Source organism: Psychrobacter glacincola (assembly GCF_904846075.1).
GTDB classification, from domain to species: domain Bacteria; phylum Pseudomonadota; class Gammaproteobacteria; order Pseudomonadales; family Moraxellaceae; genus Psychrobacter; species Psychrobacter glacincola_C.
In genome coordinates this window covers 923,187-940,781 of record NZ_CAJGZH010000002.1, presented here as the reverse complement: position 1 = coordinate 940,781, position 17,595 = coordinate 923,187, and the positions used below count along the sequence as shown (strand labels likewise).

Genomic DNA, 17,595 nt, shown 5'->3' with positions numbered 1-17,595 from the left:
CCGCTTTTATGAATAATAATATCTCCCCAACAGATACGTCTATTGTAAAGCTGATGGAAGTGATGCACATTGATGAGCAAATAGAATCTATCGTTAACGGGCAACAAGCGGCTATCGATGCTATCAATGTACAAACGCAAAATCGTACTGAGTCAGTAGGTGATGGTAACTTAAATAAACGCCAACAGGCGCTACAAGAGCAGATTCAAAAAGTGCTGGGTCAATATGCCAAGATAATGACCAATACTATCGGCGATACCACTGACAAGCATACGTTGACGCAAGCATATATTAACGCGGCAAAAACTTACTATACGCAAGCGGAAGTTGATGCTCAAATTGATTTTTATGATACGGTGATGGGTCAAAGTATCTTGTCGAAACAGCCACAGATTACAGCAGCATTTCTAAAGCAATCCTTGCCTGATGATACTAGTGAAACTGAGGCACAGCTGGATGAGCTTTTACCGCAGATGCAACAAATAATCCAAGGTGTTTTTTAACTGACAGCTAATAACTGATAATTTAACTATTTTAAAGCCCGTTTCTGAGCGTGAATCTTAAAGTTATTACACATAAGTTCGTACACACAAAAAAGGTCACTATAAAAGTGACCTTTTTTGCTGATATAGACTGTCTTATTGATATAGCTGTTTTATTAGTATAACTGGTTTGAGTACAAAGATATTATTTCTTTGGTGCATTGGCACCGATGAACCATGCATCTTTATCGACAGTACGGCTTATTTCCGTTAATAGGTCAGCGGTATCTTCGTCACCCGCATCACCAGCCGCATCAATCCCTTCGCGTAATGAGGCAGCAATGGTCTTATAACGATTGGTCAGCTCACGAACATGCTGATCGACTTCAGTGATATCAGTAGGGTAAGTATCGAGGATAGAGTCCTCAACGACGCGTTTAGAGATACCATTGGCTTTACCACCAAGGATAACAATACGCTCAGCGACCGTATCATAAGCTTCAGTTAAACGACCATAAGTATCATCTAATAATTGATGAACACCGATAAAGCCAGTACCTTGCAAATTCCAATGACATTGCTTACTGTCCATACTCAAATCAATGAGATTCGCTAGATTAGCGTTCAATAAGTCGATCATTTTCTTTGCGGTTGCGTCATCTATTCCACTTGCGTAACGTTCTCTCATGTTCTACTCCGTTATGTGTATTATTTTAATGAAAATCTCATTTGTTGTTATTGGTATCTTACTAATGAACTACTTGTTGATTCGTTATAAATAATAGCAGCTTAAATGAAGATTGAAAGCCTCAAGCGTTAGGCTTTATTAGGTGGTCGTGTAATGAGTTTGTTAATCATGAAAAGCTTTGTAAATTTAGCGGATGCTGTGTGCGTTTTTTATAACGAAGGTACTATTTATTGGTTATAAATAGGGCGTGTGACGTCATGTCTAGATGCTAATATTGTAAGAGAAGATGACAATATAAAACCCTTAATTACCTTTAAAAACCCTAGCTTAGACCCCACATTGTTATAAACCTTCAGAAGAAGAAAGCCATTATGCGAATGCCTGAACCGCGCTCGTCGCGTCAGTTAAATCAATTGGCCACTCAGCTCCAAGGTGAAGCTGAAATTAGTGGTGTCAATGCGTCTGGGACGCAAATATCAAGTCGTGCTTTTGAGATGGTCACCGAATTTGAGCCAGCAGGCGATCAACCGCAAGCGATTAAAAAACTCGTCAACGGTATTAATTCTGGTATGGATGAGCAGTTACTACTGGGTGTAACGGGCTCTGGTAAGACCTATACCATGGCAAAGGTCATCTCTGAGACGCAGCGTCCAACCATTATCATGGCGCATAATAAGACGCTTGCCGCGCAGTTATATGGAGAGTTTAAATCATTTTTTCCAAACAATGCCGTTGAGTACTTTGTCAGCTATTATGACTATTATCAGCCTGAGGCTTATGTCGCGGCGAGTGATACCTTTATCGAAAAAGACAGCGCTATTAATGACCATATCGATCAGATGCGTCTGTCAGCGACGCGAGCACTATTAGAGCGTCGTGATGCGATTATTGTTGCTTCGGTATCGTGTATTTATGGTTTGGGTGATCCAGAAAGTTACCTGAAAATGCTGCTACATATCGTCGTTGGCGACAAAATTGATCGCACTGCTACCATCAAACGTCTTGTTGAAATGCAATATACGCGCAATGAGCTAGACTTTGGGCGTGGTACGTATCGTTTGCGCGGTGAGCTGCTAGATATTTATCCTGCTGAGTCTGAGCAGCTGGCGGTACGTGTGCATTTGTTTGATGATGAAGTCGAAAAAATCACGTGGTTTGATCCTTTAACGGGCAAAACGGTGCGTACGGTGCCGCGGATTACTATTTATCCAAAATCGCATTATGTGACGCCGCGTAATAAGTTAGAGGCGGCCAGTCATACCATTCGTGCGGAGCTTGAACCGCGTTTGGAGTATTTCCGTGAAAACAATAAACTGATTGAAGCACAACGTCTCAAAGAGCGTACCCAGTATGATCTTGAGATGATTCAACAGCTTGGCTACTGTAATGGTATCGAAAACTACTCGCAGCATCTGTCTGGTCGTCCATCAGGAGAAGCGCCGCCGACCTTATTTGATTATATTCCAGAAGATGCGTTGTTATTCCTTGATGAGTCGCACGTCACTGTTTCGCAAATCGGTGCAATGTATAAAGGCGATAGATCACGTAAAGAGAACTTGGTCAATTATGGCTTTCGTTTGCCAAGTGCGATGAACAACCGTCCGATGAAGTTTGAAGAGTGGGAGCGTATCAAGCCTAAGACTATTTATGTCAGTGCCACGCCAGCGTTGTATGAGCTTGAACACAGCGAGCAAGTGGTCGAGCAAGTCGTCCGTCCAACGGGTTTGATTGATCCTGAGATTGAGATTCGTCCTGTATTGACGCAGGTCGATGATGTGTTATCAGAGATTACTAAGCGGCGCGAAAAAGATGAGCGCGTACTGATTACCACCTTGACTAAGCGCATGTCAGAGGATTTGACCAGTTATCTAAAAGAGTACGACGTCAAAGTTGCTTATCTGCATTCGGACATTGATACTGTCGAGCGTATGCAAATCATTCATGAGTTACGTACAGGCGTGCATGACGTACTGGTCGGCATCAATCTATTGCGCGAGGGTTTGGATATGCCAGAGGTATCGCTAGTAGCGATATTTGATGCTGATAAAGAGGGATTCTTGCGTTCTGAGCGTGCTTTGATTCAGACCATTGGACGAGCCGCGCGTCATATCAATGGTAAGGCTATCCTTTATGCTGATCGTATTACCAACAGTATGCAAAAGGCGATAGACGAGACCGACCGTCGCCGTGAAAAACAAGTGGCATTTAACCTTGAACACAACATCACGCCAAAAGGGGCACGTCGCAGTATCACCGATAAAATCGATACGGGTGACGATCAGAATGCCAATGCCAATGACAATCAAGTGATTCCAATCAAGAGCAATCTGCCTGATGTTGATATTAGCATCTTACGCAGTCCTGGTTTGCTGGCGAAAGAAATCAATCGTCTTGAAAAGCTTATGAAGCAGATGTCGCGTGATTTGAAATTTGAGGATGCAGCGAAAACGAGAGATAAAGTGCTAGAGTTAAAAGCGCATTTGATTTAGATGGTAAGGCTTAGAATATAAAAACAGTAGGGCGGGTTAATAGATAGTTAGCTCGCCTTATTTTAGTTAATTACAGTGACTTTGTGCCTTATTTAACATAGGCTACTATAAATTTGGACTAACTATAAAAATAGTTTTTTATTAAAAAATATGATATTTAGATAAAGCTTAAGAACATTCTCTTTTTTTAAATTTGGATACTTTATGAGCAAACGAATTGATGAAGCAAGAAAGGTATGTGGATCATTATTAGATGAACTAGAGCATTCCAGCTCAAACATTGATTCTATACTGATGAAATCAAAAAGACTTGCGAGGTTAATGCGGGATACTGATGCTCAAACATGGTTAGATCTTGAAACTAGAGGTTATCCCAAGAGCTTTGATTTTAAAAGTTTGGGAAACTGTCTAAAATATGCGGTGTCTTCAGGTAGAGCTAATATGCAAGCTGCTACCTACTATACTCAAAGTCTGTCTACTTTAGAAGCAAATGCCGAATCTGATGGAATTCTGATGAATTCATTTAAATTATCGACAGAATCCACAACTAAGGTAAACGATTTTCTTGAACAAAGAGCTACTGAGGCATTGCTAACTACTCAACATAATTTAAAGCTGCAATATAAGACTAATTACGCAAACAGTAAGTCATTACTTTCTTCTATGAAGTCTGCGATACATAGCTATGTTACCGATACATATCTTGCTATAGAGTTGGGAGATATTGCCCAAGATATTTTTGAAAGTGCTAGAGAGCAAGTAGATGCATTTATACGTTCTAACTGTCCTAAAGGTGCTGAAAAAGTTCTGGCAATTAATGAGAGAATGCAGGATGGAACTGCTGAATCATTATCTGGAGCACTAACTTCATGTCGTCGCCTTTTGATGGACGTTGCAGATTCAGTTTTCCCTGCTCAGGAAGAATGGAAAGATAGACAAGGTAAAGTTAGAATAGTAGGTACTGAGCAATATAAGAATCGCTTACTTGCATACTTATCAGAATTGAGTACCAGTAAAGGTAGCTTTGCTTTACTAGAGTCAGAGTTAGAGCACTTAGCATCACGGTTAGATGTTGTTTATGAAAAGACGTGTAAAGGTGTACATGTGGATGTGACCATAGAAGAGGCAAGATTAACCGTCATACATACTTATCTGTTTTTAGGAGAGTTAGCAACTTTTGGAAAAAAATCATAAATATGTTGTCTGCTTCATAAAATTAAACTTATAAATAAAAACTATGCTTAATTTTATCCCAATCTCAAAATATTATCATTTCTAATATCAAGCATAGTTTTAAATTTCCTAACTTAAAATATATAGTTACTTTGTGTAGTATGTATTAATAAAAGGCTGGCTGGTATTTGAAGCTGCACCTGATATTTATGCAGAGAATAAAAAGCCTTAATGACCATAGCTTGAAAGCATTTTTTGTTAACTTACGCCTTATATTTCATAGCAGTATAGGTGATGACAAATGACTGTCTGTTGAGTTGAACTAATATTAGGATTAACAGGAAGGGCTTTATAGGTGTAAATTAATAACTAATAATTGGTTATATCAAAACTTGTGTTTATACCAAATGCCCCTTAATATGATATCAATGAGCAATATGAACTTATAACAACGGACGTTGAGGCATATAATCCATCATGCAAAATAATAAATTCTTAGAATTAAATGCGAATGAAAACTCACTAGGCATGGCAGATTCTGCTAAACAAGCCATTATAGAGTCTTTAGGTGAGGGCTTTCGTTATCCAGATAATCCACGCGCAGCGCTCATTAGCAAAATTGCCACCATCCATGGTGTGGCAGAAAACCAAATCTCATTAGGCAATGGCTCGACTGAAAATATTCGAGCTACCTTACAAATGTTGCAAAACAAAGCATTAAAAGAGGGCAAGCAGTTTCAGATGGTGATTCCTGTGCCAACGTTTGATTGTGCAGAGATGTATGCAAATTCCATTGGCGTGCCTGTGGTCAAGATACCATTAACCGCTGAAAACTATGATTATGATTTTGATGAACTGCAAAAAGCAGCTGACGATTTTGATGGCATCAGCCTACTTTATATTTGCAATCCGAACAATCCAACTGGCATCATTACATCAACTTCAAGGCTTAAAACTTGGATAAGTAATGCACCAGATAGCCATTACTTTTTATTAGATCAAGCTTACTTGGAGTACGTATCAGATCCAAGCTTTGAGAGCGGTATTGAGTGGGTGAAACAAGGGTTATCCGACAATCTTATTGTTATCCATACTTTCTCAAAGTTATGTGCCTTAGCAGGTATGCGAGTGGGCTACGCAGTTTCTAACCCGCAAGCAATCGAGGCTGTCGAAGCGTTTATGTCTATGGACAACACCAACTTGTCAGGTGCGGTTGCTGCTATTGCGACGTTAAATGATGCCAAGTTTTTAGCGCTAAGTTTGCGCAATACCAATCAGTCGCGCCAGATGATTGAGGCAGTATTAGACGATCTTGGATTGCGTTATTTACCTTCACAGACCAATTTTATTTTTCATGAAATAAAAGGTGATTTAAAAACTTATATCGATAGAATGCGCGACCATGGCATCAAGGTTGGTCGCGAGTTCCCACCTGTTACAGGGTTCAATCGCTTGACGCTTGGCACGCCTGATGAGATGGCAGCATTTATTAAAGTATTAAAGCTGTTCCGTGAAAAAGGCTGGGTCTAAGTAGTGCATTAAAAAACTGCTAATTTTAAATATCGATAAACTCGAAAGACTAGGGCGTGTCCTCAATTCAATCGATTGCTTTCTAAATGGGCTAAAAATGGCTAAATTTTGCCAAACATCGTCAAATAGCTTTTTAATATCTTGATATTATTTGCGCTACTTTCCTTGTTTTACGGCAATTTATCTCATGTTTATCACCATTTTTAAAATGAGGACATGCCCTAGCATTAGCAAAAATGCTAAGAGTTTTGCAAAGTGAGTTGCCTATAGGGTGGCTCTTTTTTATTTAATGGATAATATTAATAAATGAGCATCTTACTCATAACAGCTGCTAACGAGTTTCATCGCTCAGAGCGCTTGTAATCAGGGTAAATGCCACTTACCATAACCATTATTATCCGAATGCATATCACCATCCATATATAAACCCTACTAAATAATCAGAGTAGCAAAAAGACGAGCGCAAGTGCTACGTCCGCTGGCTGAGCGAGTTTGACATTGTTCATCGCATATTTGGTATGGGTATCAATTAGGCGTATTACTATTGTGCTTACCAATCCATTAATAGAATTAAACTCTAACGAAAACTCACTGGGCATGGCAAACTCTGCCAAAAAAGCGGTTATCGATGCTTTAGACATCGGCTTTCGTTATCCAGATGACCAGCGTGTAGCCTTAATTACTAAAGTTGCGAAAATTAATGACGTGACTGAAAGTCAAATATCTCTAGGCAGCGGCTCCAGTGAGAATATCCGCACCGTCGTACAAATGCTGCAAAACAAAGCGTTAAGAGAAGGCAGAAACTTCCAAGTAATTGTGCCGCACCCAACCTTTGCTTATGCGGAATTATATGCAACCTCTATCAATGTGCCCGTGGTAAAAGTAGCACTGATGCCTGAAAGCTATTCTTTTGATTTACAAAATATGCAAAAAGTGGCTGATGATTTTGATGGTATAAGCTTGTTTTATCTCTGCAATCCTAATAATCCTACAGCGACGATTACTGACACAGATGAGTTAAAAGCGTGGGTAGGAACGGCACCAGACCATCATTATTTCTTGCTAGATGAAGCCTATTCAGAATACGTCACTGACCCAAGTTTTGAGAGTGGGATTGCGTAGATAAGAGAGCAGCGCTCAGACAATATTATCGTGGTTCGGACTTTCTCCAAACTGTGTGCGCTAGCAGGTATGCGTGTCGGCTATGCCGTTGCCAGTCCGCAAATGATCATTGAGCTAGAGGCGTTTATCTCAGTGGATAACACCAATCTGTCTGGTGCTGTCGCCGCGATAGCAACTTTGGATGATGAGGCGTTTTTGGCGTTGAGTTTGCATACTGCCAATCAATCGCGTCAGCTGGTTGAGCAGACGTTGAATGAGCTTGGACTACGCTACTTACCATCACAAGCCAGTTTTATATTTCACGAAATCAAAGGCGATGTACAAACCTATATCGATAGGATGTGCGACCATGGCATCGCTGTCGGTCGCGAGTTTGCGCCTATCACTGGCTTTAATCGTTTGACGCTTGGCAGAGCTGATGAGATGGCAGTGTTTGTTGAGGTGTTGAAATCGTTTCGTGAGAAAGGCTGGGTGTGATTAAGCCAGATAGAGTAGTTTCATCATTAAAAAAGGGGACACGCCCTAGTTTGCCACTTCCTTTTTTTATTGCAATAGGATAAAGGAGCTACAGCTAACATTCTATTTTTACCAACATCAAACGCAGTTTTACATATCCTGTCTTAAAAAATATCACGTCATCTTATAGTATTGATTCATAAAGCACGAACGAACAGGCAGCAGATTACATGCTGGACAGTGGCTGTAAAATCAGGCGTGCTAACGTATATTATAATTTTAAGGTCAGGGATATATTCATGTTTGATATCAAATCATTTTTTAAGAGAGAAGTAGAAAAAAAACTCATTAATGTAGACGATTATATTTTTATGCCTGAGCGAGTAGAGATGGAGCTGGAGGGCGGAGTATTAAACTGTGTACTCAACAGTGATGGTCGAGTCGATATTTTTTATAGTAAGCAAGGCGTGACAGAGGTCGGCTCGGCATCACGTAAGCATCCCTTTACGGCATTCGAAACCGAACTATATCATGGCGTTTATGATGACGTTATTAATGATTTGATTAAAGAAGTAGATAAGATTATCGATGGCTCTTCTAAGTATTTTAGTCGCAGCAAAATACTGCCCTTTACAGCAGCTTTGTCACAGAATCCAGTCGACAAAAACAAGTTCTAAGCCAAGTTAATAAGATAAGTGGATGGTATAAAGACTTAGCAATAAAAAGGGTGCGTTATTTATAACGCACCCTTTTTATGGTCTTATTTTAATGTCTTAAAACTTGAATGTTATGCAACTATATCTACTACAAATCAGTAGATATATCATATTTTATTTCATAAAACTGGTATAGCAACTTTGTAGAGATTTTGCGACGACTTTCGTGACCAGCTGTGTGCGATATTGCGAATCTATAGCAGCATTGCCCAATTCAACGAGTGTCACTTGCTGCGGCGCTTGCTCACTGACACAGCCACAAACATTACTTTTTACAGCTTCTTGTTGTGTGTCGGTCATAGCGACGCTAGCCACACGCCAAGCAGTTTGCTTTTCAATCTGACTGCGGCATTGGTTATCAATCGCTGATTTAAAGACATTCATACCAATCTCATTGGCAGTACCGATAGCAGTACCTGCATTATTATTCATACCACCAGTCGTTGTGCATCCAGATAGAGCGAGGGTAGCGAGCATAGCCGTTGATATTAAGATTTTTTTCATGGGTCTGATCCTTTAAGATTTTTATTGGTTTTAAGGTTTATGCTTAATAGAAACTGGTATTTTGTAGGAGGTGATGTTTGCTAATTGACATGTATTTTTTCCAAGCAGGTCGTATATTATCAGCAAAACTTATTAATAACACCACCAACTATTATTAGTATTGAATAAAGCTTTTTTTATCAAAGCTTGTCGTTATCAATCCAGCCACGCATAAGGGTGATAATATGCATAGGCTTTATAACCAATATAGCCGACAATCATCAATAAACCACCGACGATAAATAACCAAGTGGTGAGGTGTTTGCATGAAAAAGCATCAAAATTGTCATTGAACGCCGCAGAAATACTGGCGATGAAAATAATGAGGCAACCCAATAGCAATATCAGTGTTGACGTGAGCTCATAACTATCTACGCTAAAGTTTGGCATACCATAATCCAAGAATAAAATTTATCTTACTTTAACGAGTTCATTAACTGAGAGAGGTGAAATATTCATGAAGTATTGCTATATTTGGGTAGCGTGTTTATTATTTTCCACTGTTAATGCTATGCATCGAGATATCATGAAACATGCATGGACAGGAATATTTATTTCATCAAAATAGGTTTCCTAAATTCAATTAGAGATTCAATGGATAAAAAGCTATCAATACCCTGTCTTTTAATTGCTTTGACACTCAGCCTTTTTTTTATAAGAAGTGTATATGTGATGTCTGATTATCACGTACAGCAGTGTCATTGGAAAGGCTCTACATCAAAAGTCATGGGAGATGGATTTAGTTTTGATAACGATGTTCGGCTCAAAGATGGCGTCATTTTCATAAAGAACAAACCAGCGGCAAAAATAATGGTTAGAAAGTATCGTCCTTATGCAGATAACATTATTATAATTAGTGACATAGAGTATTCTGAGTTAGAGATGTATTATGAAAAAGGCTATTATTAAATTGAAAAATTAAACCCATATATACGTAGCTCAGCATAAAAAAACCAGCTAAGGCAATGGCTCTTAGCTGGTTTTATCTTATAAAGTTGATGTCAGTTTTTTAACTGTTTTAGACATTTTTACCGTGTTGCTTTTGCTGAATGTCTTTTGCGAGCTTGTAGCACTCATTGATGTGGTCATTGGCGATTTTTTTGAAAATCATATAGCCCATTGTAGCAGCAACCATTTGACCCCCTAATGGGATAAATTTCGTTACTTGTTTGGCAGCGATACGACCACCAAAGCCTTGTACGGTCTTTTTAACAATACCACGTGTCGCCATCAACCCTGCAAAATCGACAGTACGATCTTTTAATGCACCCCAATGAATGGCTCGTGATTCTAAATCAACTGCCGCCTTACGATCTTCAAGTAAGCCAAATCGCTCGCTAATGTCAGGTAATAGTTGAGTAAGCATACCTGCATCTACTGCGACATCAAAAAATGGTACAGGAACGATGGCAACACCAGCAGAATATTTGGCGCGTTTTTTAACCAGCTTTTGACATTCTTTTTTTACTTGTTCAAGATCCAAGCTAGGGTCAATGGTATTTGGTAACTTTTCAGCCAGTGGTGTGGTTTTCATAAAGCATCCTTATAAATGGTTAAAATAAAAAATCAAACAAAAAATCTTAATAGATAGCAAGTATCTCAGTTGTTTACCATTTTATGGATTTCTGAGCGGCATACAATCATTGCTTTGTAGCAAAATGCAGAAAAATGCAGTCGCTATACACCGTTTTTGTAAATGAAATATTATGCATATTATATGGATAGAGTATGAATTATTTGCTCCATGCTAGTATTAAAATATGGCTTATCACAATGTACTGCAACAAAAAACGATAAACCAAGCCACCAAAAATTGTCATTGTGACCCTCTGCCAAAGCCAGTAGAATATGCACATGCTAAATTTAACCCCCCGTTATACCAGCACTCGCATCGACGAGTTGCCCGCCGCGCTGCAACCACTTGCCGCCCAATCATTGACGCTTGCCCGCTTATACGCAGGTCGCGGCATTACTCGACCTGATGAGCTAGAGACGCAACTCTCTGCGCTATTGCCAGCCGAAATGCTGCATGGTGTCACCGAAGCAGTGCGTCTATTAGACGTCGCCATCGATGCCGGTCAGCGTATCCTTATCGTGGGTGATTTTGACTGTGATGGTGCGACCAGTACCGCATTGATGATGCGTGCGCTCACAAAAATGGGCGCAGTCGTTGAATTTTTAGTGCCTGACCGTTTTAAGTATGGCTATGGTTTGACACCAGAAATTGTCGAATTGGGTATTGAGAAGTATCATCCTGAGGTGATAGTGACTGTTGATAATGGTATCTCAAGCCATGAAGGCGTGGCTCGTGCGCAAGCCGATGGCATCACTGTGATTATTACTGATCATCATTTGACGACTAAAGAAACACCGCCTGCGGAGGCTGTGGTTAATCCCAATCAGCTCGATTGTCACTTTAGCAGTAAAGCGCTCGTAGGAGTGGGTGTGGCATTTTATGTGCTTGGACGCTTAGCCAAGCTGCGCCGCGAAGCCGGTAAATCTACCGTGCAAGTGAGTCAATATTTGGATTTGGTGGCATTAGGAACGATTGCTGACGTTGGGGTGCTTGATAAAAACAATCGCATTTTAGTGCATCATGGACTGGCGGCTATCCGCCAAGGGCGTTGCTCGCTCGGTATCTTGGCACTCCTTGAACAAGCAGGGCGAGATCCTAAGCAGTTGCAGGCGCAGGATTTTGGGTTTGTCTTAGGACCTCGTATCAATGCCGCTGGTCGTATGGACAATATGCGCGTCGGTATTGAGTGTTTGTTGACCGAGGACTGGAGTACGGCGCAGCGTTTGGCGCAAGAGCTTGAGCAGTTAAACCGGACGCGTCGGCAGGTAGAAGGTGAGATGCGCGCGCAAGCGGATAACATCGTACAGACATTAGCCGCTGCGGATACAGACATGGACGATGAGGCTACGGCGGATAACCGTGAAAGCGGCGATGTTATTGTTCAAAATAGATCTGAGAAAAAGACGAATAATAATCATAAACGCAGTATCGTTTTATACCAAGATGATTGGCATCAAGGCGTCATCGGCATTGTCGCTGGACGGTTAAAAGAAAGTCATTATTTGCCAAGTATCGTCTTTGCTCCTGCGGACACAGAGCGTACCGCTGAAGATGACCCTATCAAAGGCTCGGCGCGTTCCATCGCTGGCGTGCACATTCGTGATGCGATTGAGCAGGTTGCCGAGCGCCATCCTGATTTAATCAGTCATTTTGGTGGTCATGCGATGGCAGCAGGCTTAACGATCAAACGCCGTAACTTTGATGGGTTTGTTATGGCTTTTAATGACGTCATGGCACAGATGGATAATGAGGTGTTTGCTGAGCAAAAACTCACTGATGGCACGTTGCAGGCGAGTGACTTTAGCTTGTGGTTTGCTGAACACTTAGCTGATGCCAATATTTGGGGTCATGGCTTTGCACCGCCAATATTTGATGGGGTCTTTGAAGTGTTAAGCTTTAAGATATTAAAAGACAAGCACCTTAAGCTTTCGCTACGTTACCCTGATGTGCAATATCCGATTGAAGCAATTTATTTTAACTTTGATAGCGAGATATGGGATTATCGTGCGGAAAAAGTGCATGTATTATTTCAGCTAGACATCAACGAGTGGAACGGCAAACAAAGTCTACAGTTGATGGTAAAGGATTTAGCAGTCGTACAGGAATGATGGCATTATCTTATTATAAGATACTCAACCAGTAGCAAATATAGCGTCGACTTTGTTTAAGGTTGACGCTTTTTTAGTATTTCCATTCGATGGTTGGAAACTGCCAGTCATAACGAATGGCGAGCATGCGTAAGGTAAAAATCGTACCCATAGTAGCGATGTCAGCAATCCAAGCTGTCACACCCAGATTGTGTAGTGCGAAATAGAGGATGCCGCCAGCCAAAGCTGCCGAAATATAAATCTCTTGCTGCAACACCAGCGGAATCTCATTGCAGATCATATCGCGGATGATACCGCCGACAATAATGGTAATCACCCCAAGTAATAATGCCACGGGCACATTTGCACCCATACTATCGGCAACCTTGATACCGATTAAGGTAAAAACTGACAGTCCAATAGTATCTGAGAGTTTGAGAAACTTATTAACGCGTTTAGAGTTGGGATGAAAGAATATTTGCATCACTAATGAAGAGAGGGTGATAACAGTCAGGTAGCTCATATCCACCATCCAAAATAGTGGATGGCGATCTAAAATGACATCACGCACAGTACCGCCACCGATAGCGGTGACAATAGACACCAGCAAACAACCAAAAACATCAAAATTTTTGTGTTTTGCCAGTATCGTGCCTGAAATACTACAAGCGATAATACCAATCATATCAAAAAGATAAATGAGAGAGCGTGGGTCAAACGTAGTGATTAGTGCTGAAGGGTTCAATGCGATAGCCAGCATGAGCAAGTCTCACTAAGTTTGTATGATGATTGTCTGATTATTTTTAGCCCACTTAGAAAGTAAACGATTGAATTGAGGACACGCTCTAGTGTTTAAACCATATATATCGGTCTTATTTCACCAAACGTATAGAAGGCAGGTGCCAATCAAAACGCAATGCTAGCATCCGTACAGCAAAGATAACGCCCAGCATAATAAATTCATTCAATCCAGCATTTACACCCAAACGATCAAGCAGCAGATAAGTGATCGAACCTACAATACTAGCAGAGATATAAATCTCGCGTTGAAGTAACAGTGGTATCTCATTACAGATGATATCGCGTAGCAGACCACCAATAATAGCCGTCCAAACCCCCATCATAATAGCGATAATAGGTGACATATCTTGTGTCAATGCTATCTTAAAACCAATCACGCTAAAAGCCGCCAACCCAATGGCATCGAACAGCTTCAATGCCTTATCAATCTTATGATACAGATGAAAGAATATTTGTAAAATAAGCGATGTCACTGTGATGACGATCACATAATTGAGGTCAGTCATCCAAAATAGCGGATGACGGTCTAGCGCCATATCACGTAGTGTACCGCCGCCGATAGCATTGACCATCGCAACCAAGATACAGCCAGCAATATCAAAGCCTTTGTGCTGTGCCAGCAGTGTACCTGCGATCGCACAAGCAATCACACCAACCATATCTAATAAATATAATAAAATATCAGGAAAAATTAAATCATTAACCATGATTATATTACCAATATAATGGCCATCAAAATAGATTGGCTGGGCTGGGCTGGGCTGGAATAGATTAGTTTTGAAGTTGTTTATATGAATAATTTAAATAGAGTTAACCTAATTTTAGGTAGTAGTTTAGCCATCTTTTGCAAATAGAATAAGCCCAACGATAATCAGAGCAATACCTATTAAACCCATCGCTGATGGCAAAGTATTATTGAGCAATAGCATACCGCCAATTAAGGCAAATATCACTTCACTTGCCTGAGTGGCATCAACCCCAGCCACTTCGCTTGAAGTTTCCGCTTTTTCACGGGCATATAAAAAGATACTGGTTGCCGCCACGCCTGCCAATAGAGCCACAAGTAAGGTATTGAATACCTGCTTAGTATCAGGCAAATCCGGATGAACGACAAGACCCAAAACCAACCAAAATGGCAGACTGCCCAAGGTCATTAACCATACTTTGTTAAAGGCATTTTGTAGCAGGGTGGTTTTGATAGCAGGTATACGTGCGATTAAAGTTTGCAGCAAAGAGCTCGGCAAGGTTTGAGTGGGGTGGTTAAGGTTTAAGCAATTGACCGCGTCCGCCGTATAACTCATATCGGCTGACAACGCAGATGCTTCTGTAATAAGTGAGGTTGTTTTTTTACTAATCTCGTTGGCTTGGATATCAATTTTTTGAGTGCTAGTAGGCTCGGCACTACGCTTGCGAGCGTTGTAAGATACCTGCCAAACCAACTGATTACCAATGGGATAGCTAAAGGCGGCTATTAGAGCAGGCACGGCACCATAAAGCAGCATATCTTTCATAGGCACTGCATCAGCATCTAGCAAAGAAGCAGCATGCAGTCCTTCACTGATATTGACCAGTACCACGCCAGCAAATACTAATAACGCATATGCAATGAATTTTTTATCAAAACGTTGTCCGAATGCTAGCAAAACGAGTAGGCTTGCAACCACGGTAAACATAAAAGTCGCGGCGACTACCCAGCCTGCGACATGATCAGCCGCGTAGCATATTCCTGTATAAAAAATTCCAAAACCAATACTGCCCGTAATACACCAAAAGCCCCAATGTTGACGGAATATAGTCATCAGCTCCGTAATACGCCCAAAACCATGCTGCATAATTATAATAGCCGTGAGTATTAGCCACATAAATGCATAGCGAAGGCTAGCTGACCAAAACCAATGCCCACCAGCCGCACTCATAACTTCGTTTAACACAAACGTCGAGCTAAAAAATGCCCCCGATAATAAGCCCAATAAAATGAGTTTGACCATACCTATATTCCTATCCTTGGGTCGCTATTTATATTGAATATCCGTTTAGATAATTAGACTGTTATTTACCTTTAGCATCTGCCCAGATGATTTTATGCAGTTGCAATTGGAAGCGTACGGGCAGCGCGTCAGCCAACATCCATTCTGCAAGTTCGCGCGCCAACAAAGGTACATCGGGGCTGACTTCGTCGTCGATATCCTCTGCGACATTAAACATCGGCGAAAACCAAACCGTATCGACCAATTCATTTAATTTATGCTCAAACAGCTTGGTTTTCGCCCAGTCGTAATCTTCACGATTCATAATGACAAACTTGATTTGGTCATGCTGAGTGAGGTGGTCGAGATTTGACCATAGATTCTTATCGACTTCGCCTGAGCTTGGCGTTTTGAGATCCATGACTTTACTGACGGCTTTTGGCACGTTTGCTACCGTGAGCGCGCCTGCGGTTTCAAGCGAGATTTCATAACCGTTGTTCAGTAAGCGCTTCATTAGTTCAATGGCGTTCGGCTGAGCTAAAGGCTCGCCGCCAGTCAGACAAATACGCTTGCAAGGATAGCTTTTGATGGTCTCTATAATGGTTTCTAGCGACTGCCGCTCGCCGCCAGTAAAGGCGTATTCAGTATCGCAATAGACACAGCGAAGTGGACAGCCGGTCAAGCGCACAAATATCGTTGGCAAGCCTGAGGTCAGCGCTTCACCTTGCAAAGAATAAAAAATTTCTGTCAAACGTAGACCTGCTTCAGGGTCAGTGACAGGAATGGCGGCGGTGCGTAATAGTGATTCACTCATAATATGTCAAATACAGTTAAAGATTGATAATGGGATGAGGCATTTATCAATGGTAATAAAAAGGCAGGTTCTGGTATGGGCGTTTTGCGTTTGGATAAAGCCAAACTAAAAAAAGGGATTATAACGCACCACCCTCTATTAAGCTGCAAAAAAGACGCTGAAGTTTTCTTCAGCGTCTTTAATAAGGAGGATCTGTCGCTGTCCGTACGGTTTGGGTACGAGACTCTAAGTATTAAAAATACTAGGCTAAACGCAATAGCTCATTGACTGATGTTTTAGCGCGGGTTTGTGCATCGACTTTTTTGACGATGATAGCAGCATATAAGCTATGCGTACCATCTTCTGACGGTAAGCTGCCTGGTACGACAACAGAGCCTGCTGGTACACGGCCACGATGAATCTCACCAGTTTCGCGATCATAAATGCGCGTTGATTGACCGATAAATACACCCATCGAGATAACAGCGCCTTCTTCGACGATTACGCCTTCAACGATTTCAGAACGCGCACCGATGAAGCAATTGTCTTCGATGATAGTTGGATTCGCTTGTAATGGCTCTAATACGCCGCCGATACCAACGCCACCTGATAAATGCACATTTTTACCAATTTGGGCACATGAACCCACGGTCGCCCACGTATCTACCATCGCGCCTTGATCGACATACGCGCCGATGTTGACATACGACGGCATCAATACTGCACCAGCTGCGATGTATGAACCTTTACGAGCAACGGCTGGTGGTACAACGCGTACGCCAGCTTCTTTGAACTGTGCTTCGGTCCAGTTGGCAAACTTAGTCGGCACTTTGTCATAGAATTGCACATGTTCGCCCGCTGCCTGAACATAGTTGTCGTTTAAGCGAAAAGAGAGCAAGACGGCTTTTTTTGCCCACTGATTGACGACCCATTCGCCATCCTTTTTTTCTGCAACGCGCAATGTACCGTTATCTAGTTGCTCAAGCACTTGATTAATAGCATCACGCACGTCTTGTGGCATCGTGCTTGGGCTGTATTCGTTACGTTTTTCAAAGGCTTGTTCGATGGTTTGTTGTAATGACATAAAGGTTCCTAAAGTTAGTGGAAGGTAAAGCATATATTATCGTTAAATAACTCGCATGACTTGGCGTAAAAACTTGCTTGCCGTATTG

Annotated in this window: 16 protein-coding genes and 1 pseudogene; 8 read left to right on the top strand and 9 right to left on the bottom strand. The window is 41.3% G+C overall.

The genetic code is table 11. The annotated features are described in order from the left end of the window. The first annotated feature begins 8 nt into the window (after nt 1-8). Nucleotides 9-503, top strand: a complete 495-nt coding sequence (locus tag JMW85_RS10070; RefSeq protein ID WP_227681786.1) for a DUF2059 domain-containing protein — start codon at nt 9-11, stop codon at nt 501-503. Nucleotides 504-687: 184 nt separating this feature from the next. Here JMW85_RS10070 and dps read toward each other — a convergent pair whose 3' ends face one another. Continuing rightward, the gene (gene dps / locus JMW85_RS10065) at nt 688-1,170 is read right to left on the bottom strand and encodes a DNA starvation/stationary phase protection protein Dps (protein ID WP_201581658.1); all 483 of its coding nucleotides are present in this window, start codon (nt 1,168-1,170) and stop codon (nt 688-690) included. 371 nt (nt 1,171-1,541) lie between these two features. On the opposite strand from dps, the gene uvrB reads away from it, so the two are divergent. The 5 genes and pseudogenes from uvrB (at nt 1,542) to JMW85_RS10040 (ending at nt 8,617) form a co-directional block, all read left to right on the top strand. Continuing rightward, nucleotides 1,542-3,659 carry an excinuclease ABC subunit UvrB gene (gene uvrB, locus JMW85_RS10060; protein WP_201581657.1) on the top strand — a complete coding sequence of 706 codons (2,118 nt, stop codon included), beginning with the start codon at nt 1,542-1,544 and terminating at the stop codon, nt 3,657-3,659. A gap of 204 nt (nt 3,660-3,863) precedes the next feature. Then, nucleotides 3,864-4,853 (top strand): AbiTii domain-containing protein, encoded by a 990-nt coding sequence (locus tag JMW85_RS10055; RefSeq protein WP_201581656.1) that lies wholly within the window; start codon nt 3,864-3,866, stop codon nt 4,851-4,853. A 456-nt stretch (nt 4,854-5,309) separates the two neighbouring features. Continuing rightward, nucleotides 5,310-6,362, top strand: coding sequence for a pyridoxal phosphate-dependent aminotransferase (locus JMW85_RS10050; protein WP_201581655.1), 1,053 nt, complete (start codon nt 5,310-5,312; stop codon nt 6,360-6,362). Nucleotides 6,363-6,908: 546 nt separating this feature from the next. After that, nucleotides 6,909-7,961: pseudogene (locus JMW85_RS10045) on the top strand (pyridoxal phosphate-dependent aminotransferase). 278 nt (nt 7,962-8,239) lie between these two features. Continuing rightward, a complete protein-coding gene (locus tag JMW85_RS10040; protein ID WP_055123844.1) occupies nt 8,240-8,617 on the top strand; it encodes a hypothetical protein in 378 nt (125 codons plus the stop codon). Nucleotides 8,618-8,770: 153 nt separating this feature from the next. Here JMW85_RS10040 and JMW85_RS10035 read toward each other — a convergent pair whose 3' ends face one another. Next, the gene (locus JMW85_RS10035; protein WP_045451282.1) at nt 8,771-9,160 is read right to left on the bottom strand and encodes a hypothetical protein; all 390 of its coding nucleotides are present in this window, start codon (nt 9,158-9,160) and stop codon (nt 8,771-8,773) included. A gap of 195 nt (nt 9,161-9,355) precedes the next feature. Further along, a complete protein-coding gene (locus tag JMW85_RS10030) occupies nt 9,356-9,589 on the bottom strand; it encodes a hypothetical protein (RefSeq protein ID WP_201581654.1) in 234 nt (77 codons plus the stop codon). 147 nt (nt 9,590-9,736) lie between these two features. Between JMW85_RS10030 and JMW85_RS10025 the strand changes: the two genes are divergently transcribed. Next, nucleotides 9,737-10,108: a hypothetical protein gene (locus tag JMW85_RS10025; RefSeq protein ID WP_109589185.1), complete on the top strand. Its 372-nt coding sequence runs from the start codon at nt 9,737-9,739 to the stop codon at nt 10,106-10,108. Between the two features lie 109 nt (nt 10,109-10,217). Here JMW85_RS10025 and JMW85_RS10020 read toward each other — a convergent pair whose 3' ends face one another. After that, nucleotides 10,218-10,733 (bottom strand): hypothetical protein, encoded by a 516-nt coding sequence (locus JMW85_RS10020; RefSeq protein WP_055123847.1) that lies wholly within the window; start codon nt 10,731-10,733, stop codon nt 10,218-10,220. Between the two features lie 320 nt (nt 10,734-11,053). On the opposite strand from JMW85_RS10020, the gene recJ reads away from it, so the two are divergent. Next, nucleotides 11,054-12,883, top strand: a complete 1,830-nt coding sequence (gene recJ / locus JMW85_RS10015) for a single-stranded-DNA-specific exonuclease RecJ (RefSeq protein WP_201581653.1) — start codon at nt 11,054-11,056, stop codon at nt 12,881-12,883. Nucleotides 12,884-12,956: 73 nt separating this feature from the next. On the opposite strand, the gene JMW85_RS10010 is transcribed toward recJ, so the two are convergent. From JMW85_RS10010 to dapD, 5 genes are all read right to left on the bottom strand, one after another. Then, complete coding sequence (locus JMW85_RS10010; RefSeq protein WP_045451289.1) at nt 12,957-13,622, bottom strand: trimeric intracellular cation channel family protein; 666 nt, start codon at nt 13,620-13,622, stop codon at nt 12,957-12,959. Between the two features lie 112 nt (nt 13,623-13,734). Continuing rightward, nucleotides 13,735-14,370 (bottom strand): trimeric intracellular cation channel family protein, encoded by a 636-nt coding sequence (locus tag JMW85_RS10005; RefSeq protein ID WP_201581652.1) that lies wholly within the window; start codon nt 14,368-14,370, stop codon nt 13,735-13,737. 126 nt (nt 14,371-14,496) lie between these two features. After that, the gene (locus tag JMW85_RS10000) at nt 14,497-15,651 is read right to left on the bottom strand and encodes a multidrug resistance efflux transporter family protein (protein WP_201581651.1); all 1,155 of its coding nucleotides are present in this window, start codon (nt 15,649-15,651) and stop codon (nt 14,497-14,499) included. A gap of 61 nt (nt 15,652-15,712) precedes the next feature. Continuing rightward, nucleotides 15,713-16,444 carry a 7-carboxy-7-deazaguanine synthase QueE gene (queE, locus tag JMW85_RS09995; protein ID WP_201581650.1) on the bottom strand — a complete coding sequence of 244 codons (732 nt, stop codon included), beginning with the start codon at nt 16,442-16,444 and terminating at the stop codon, nt 15,713-15,715. A gap of 241 nt (nt 16,445-16,685) precedes the next feature. Then, complete coding sequence (gene dapD, locus JMW85_RS09990) at nt 16,686-17,507, bottom strand: 2,3,4,5-tetrahydropyridine-2,6-dicarboxylate N-succinyltransferase (RefSeq protein WP_201581649.1); 822 nt, start codon at nt 17,505-17,507, stop codon at nt 16,686-16,688. Nucleotides 17,508-17,595: the final 88 nt, after the last annotated feature.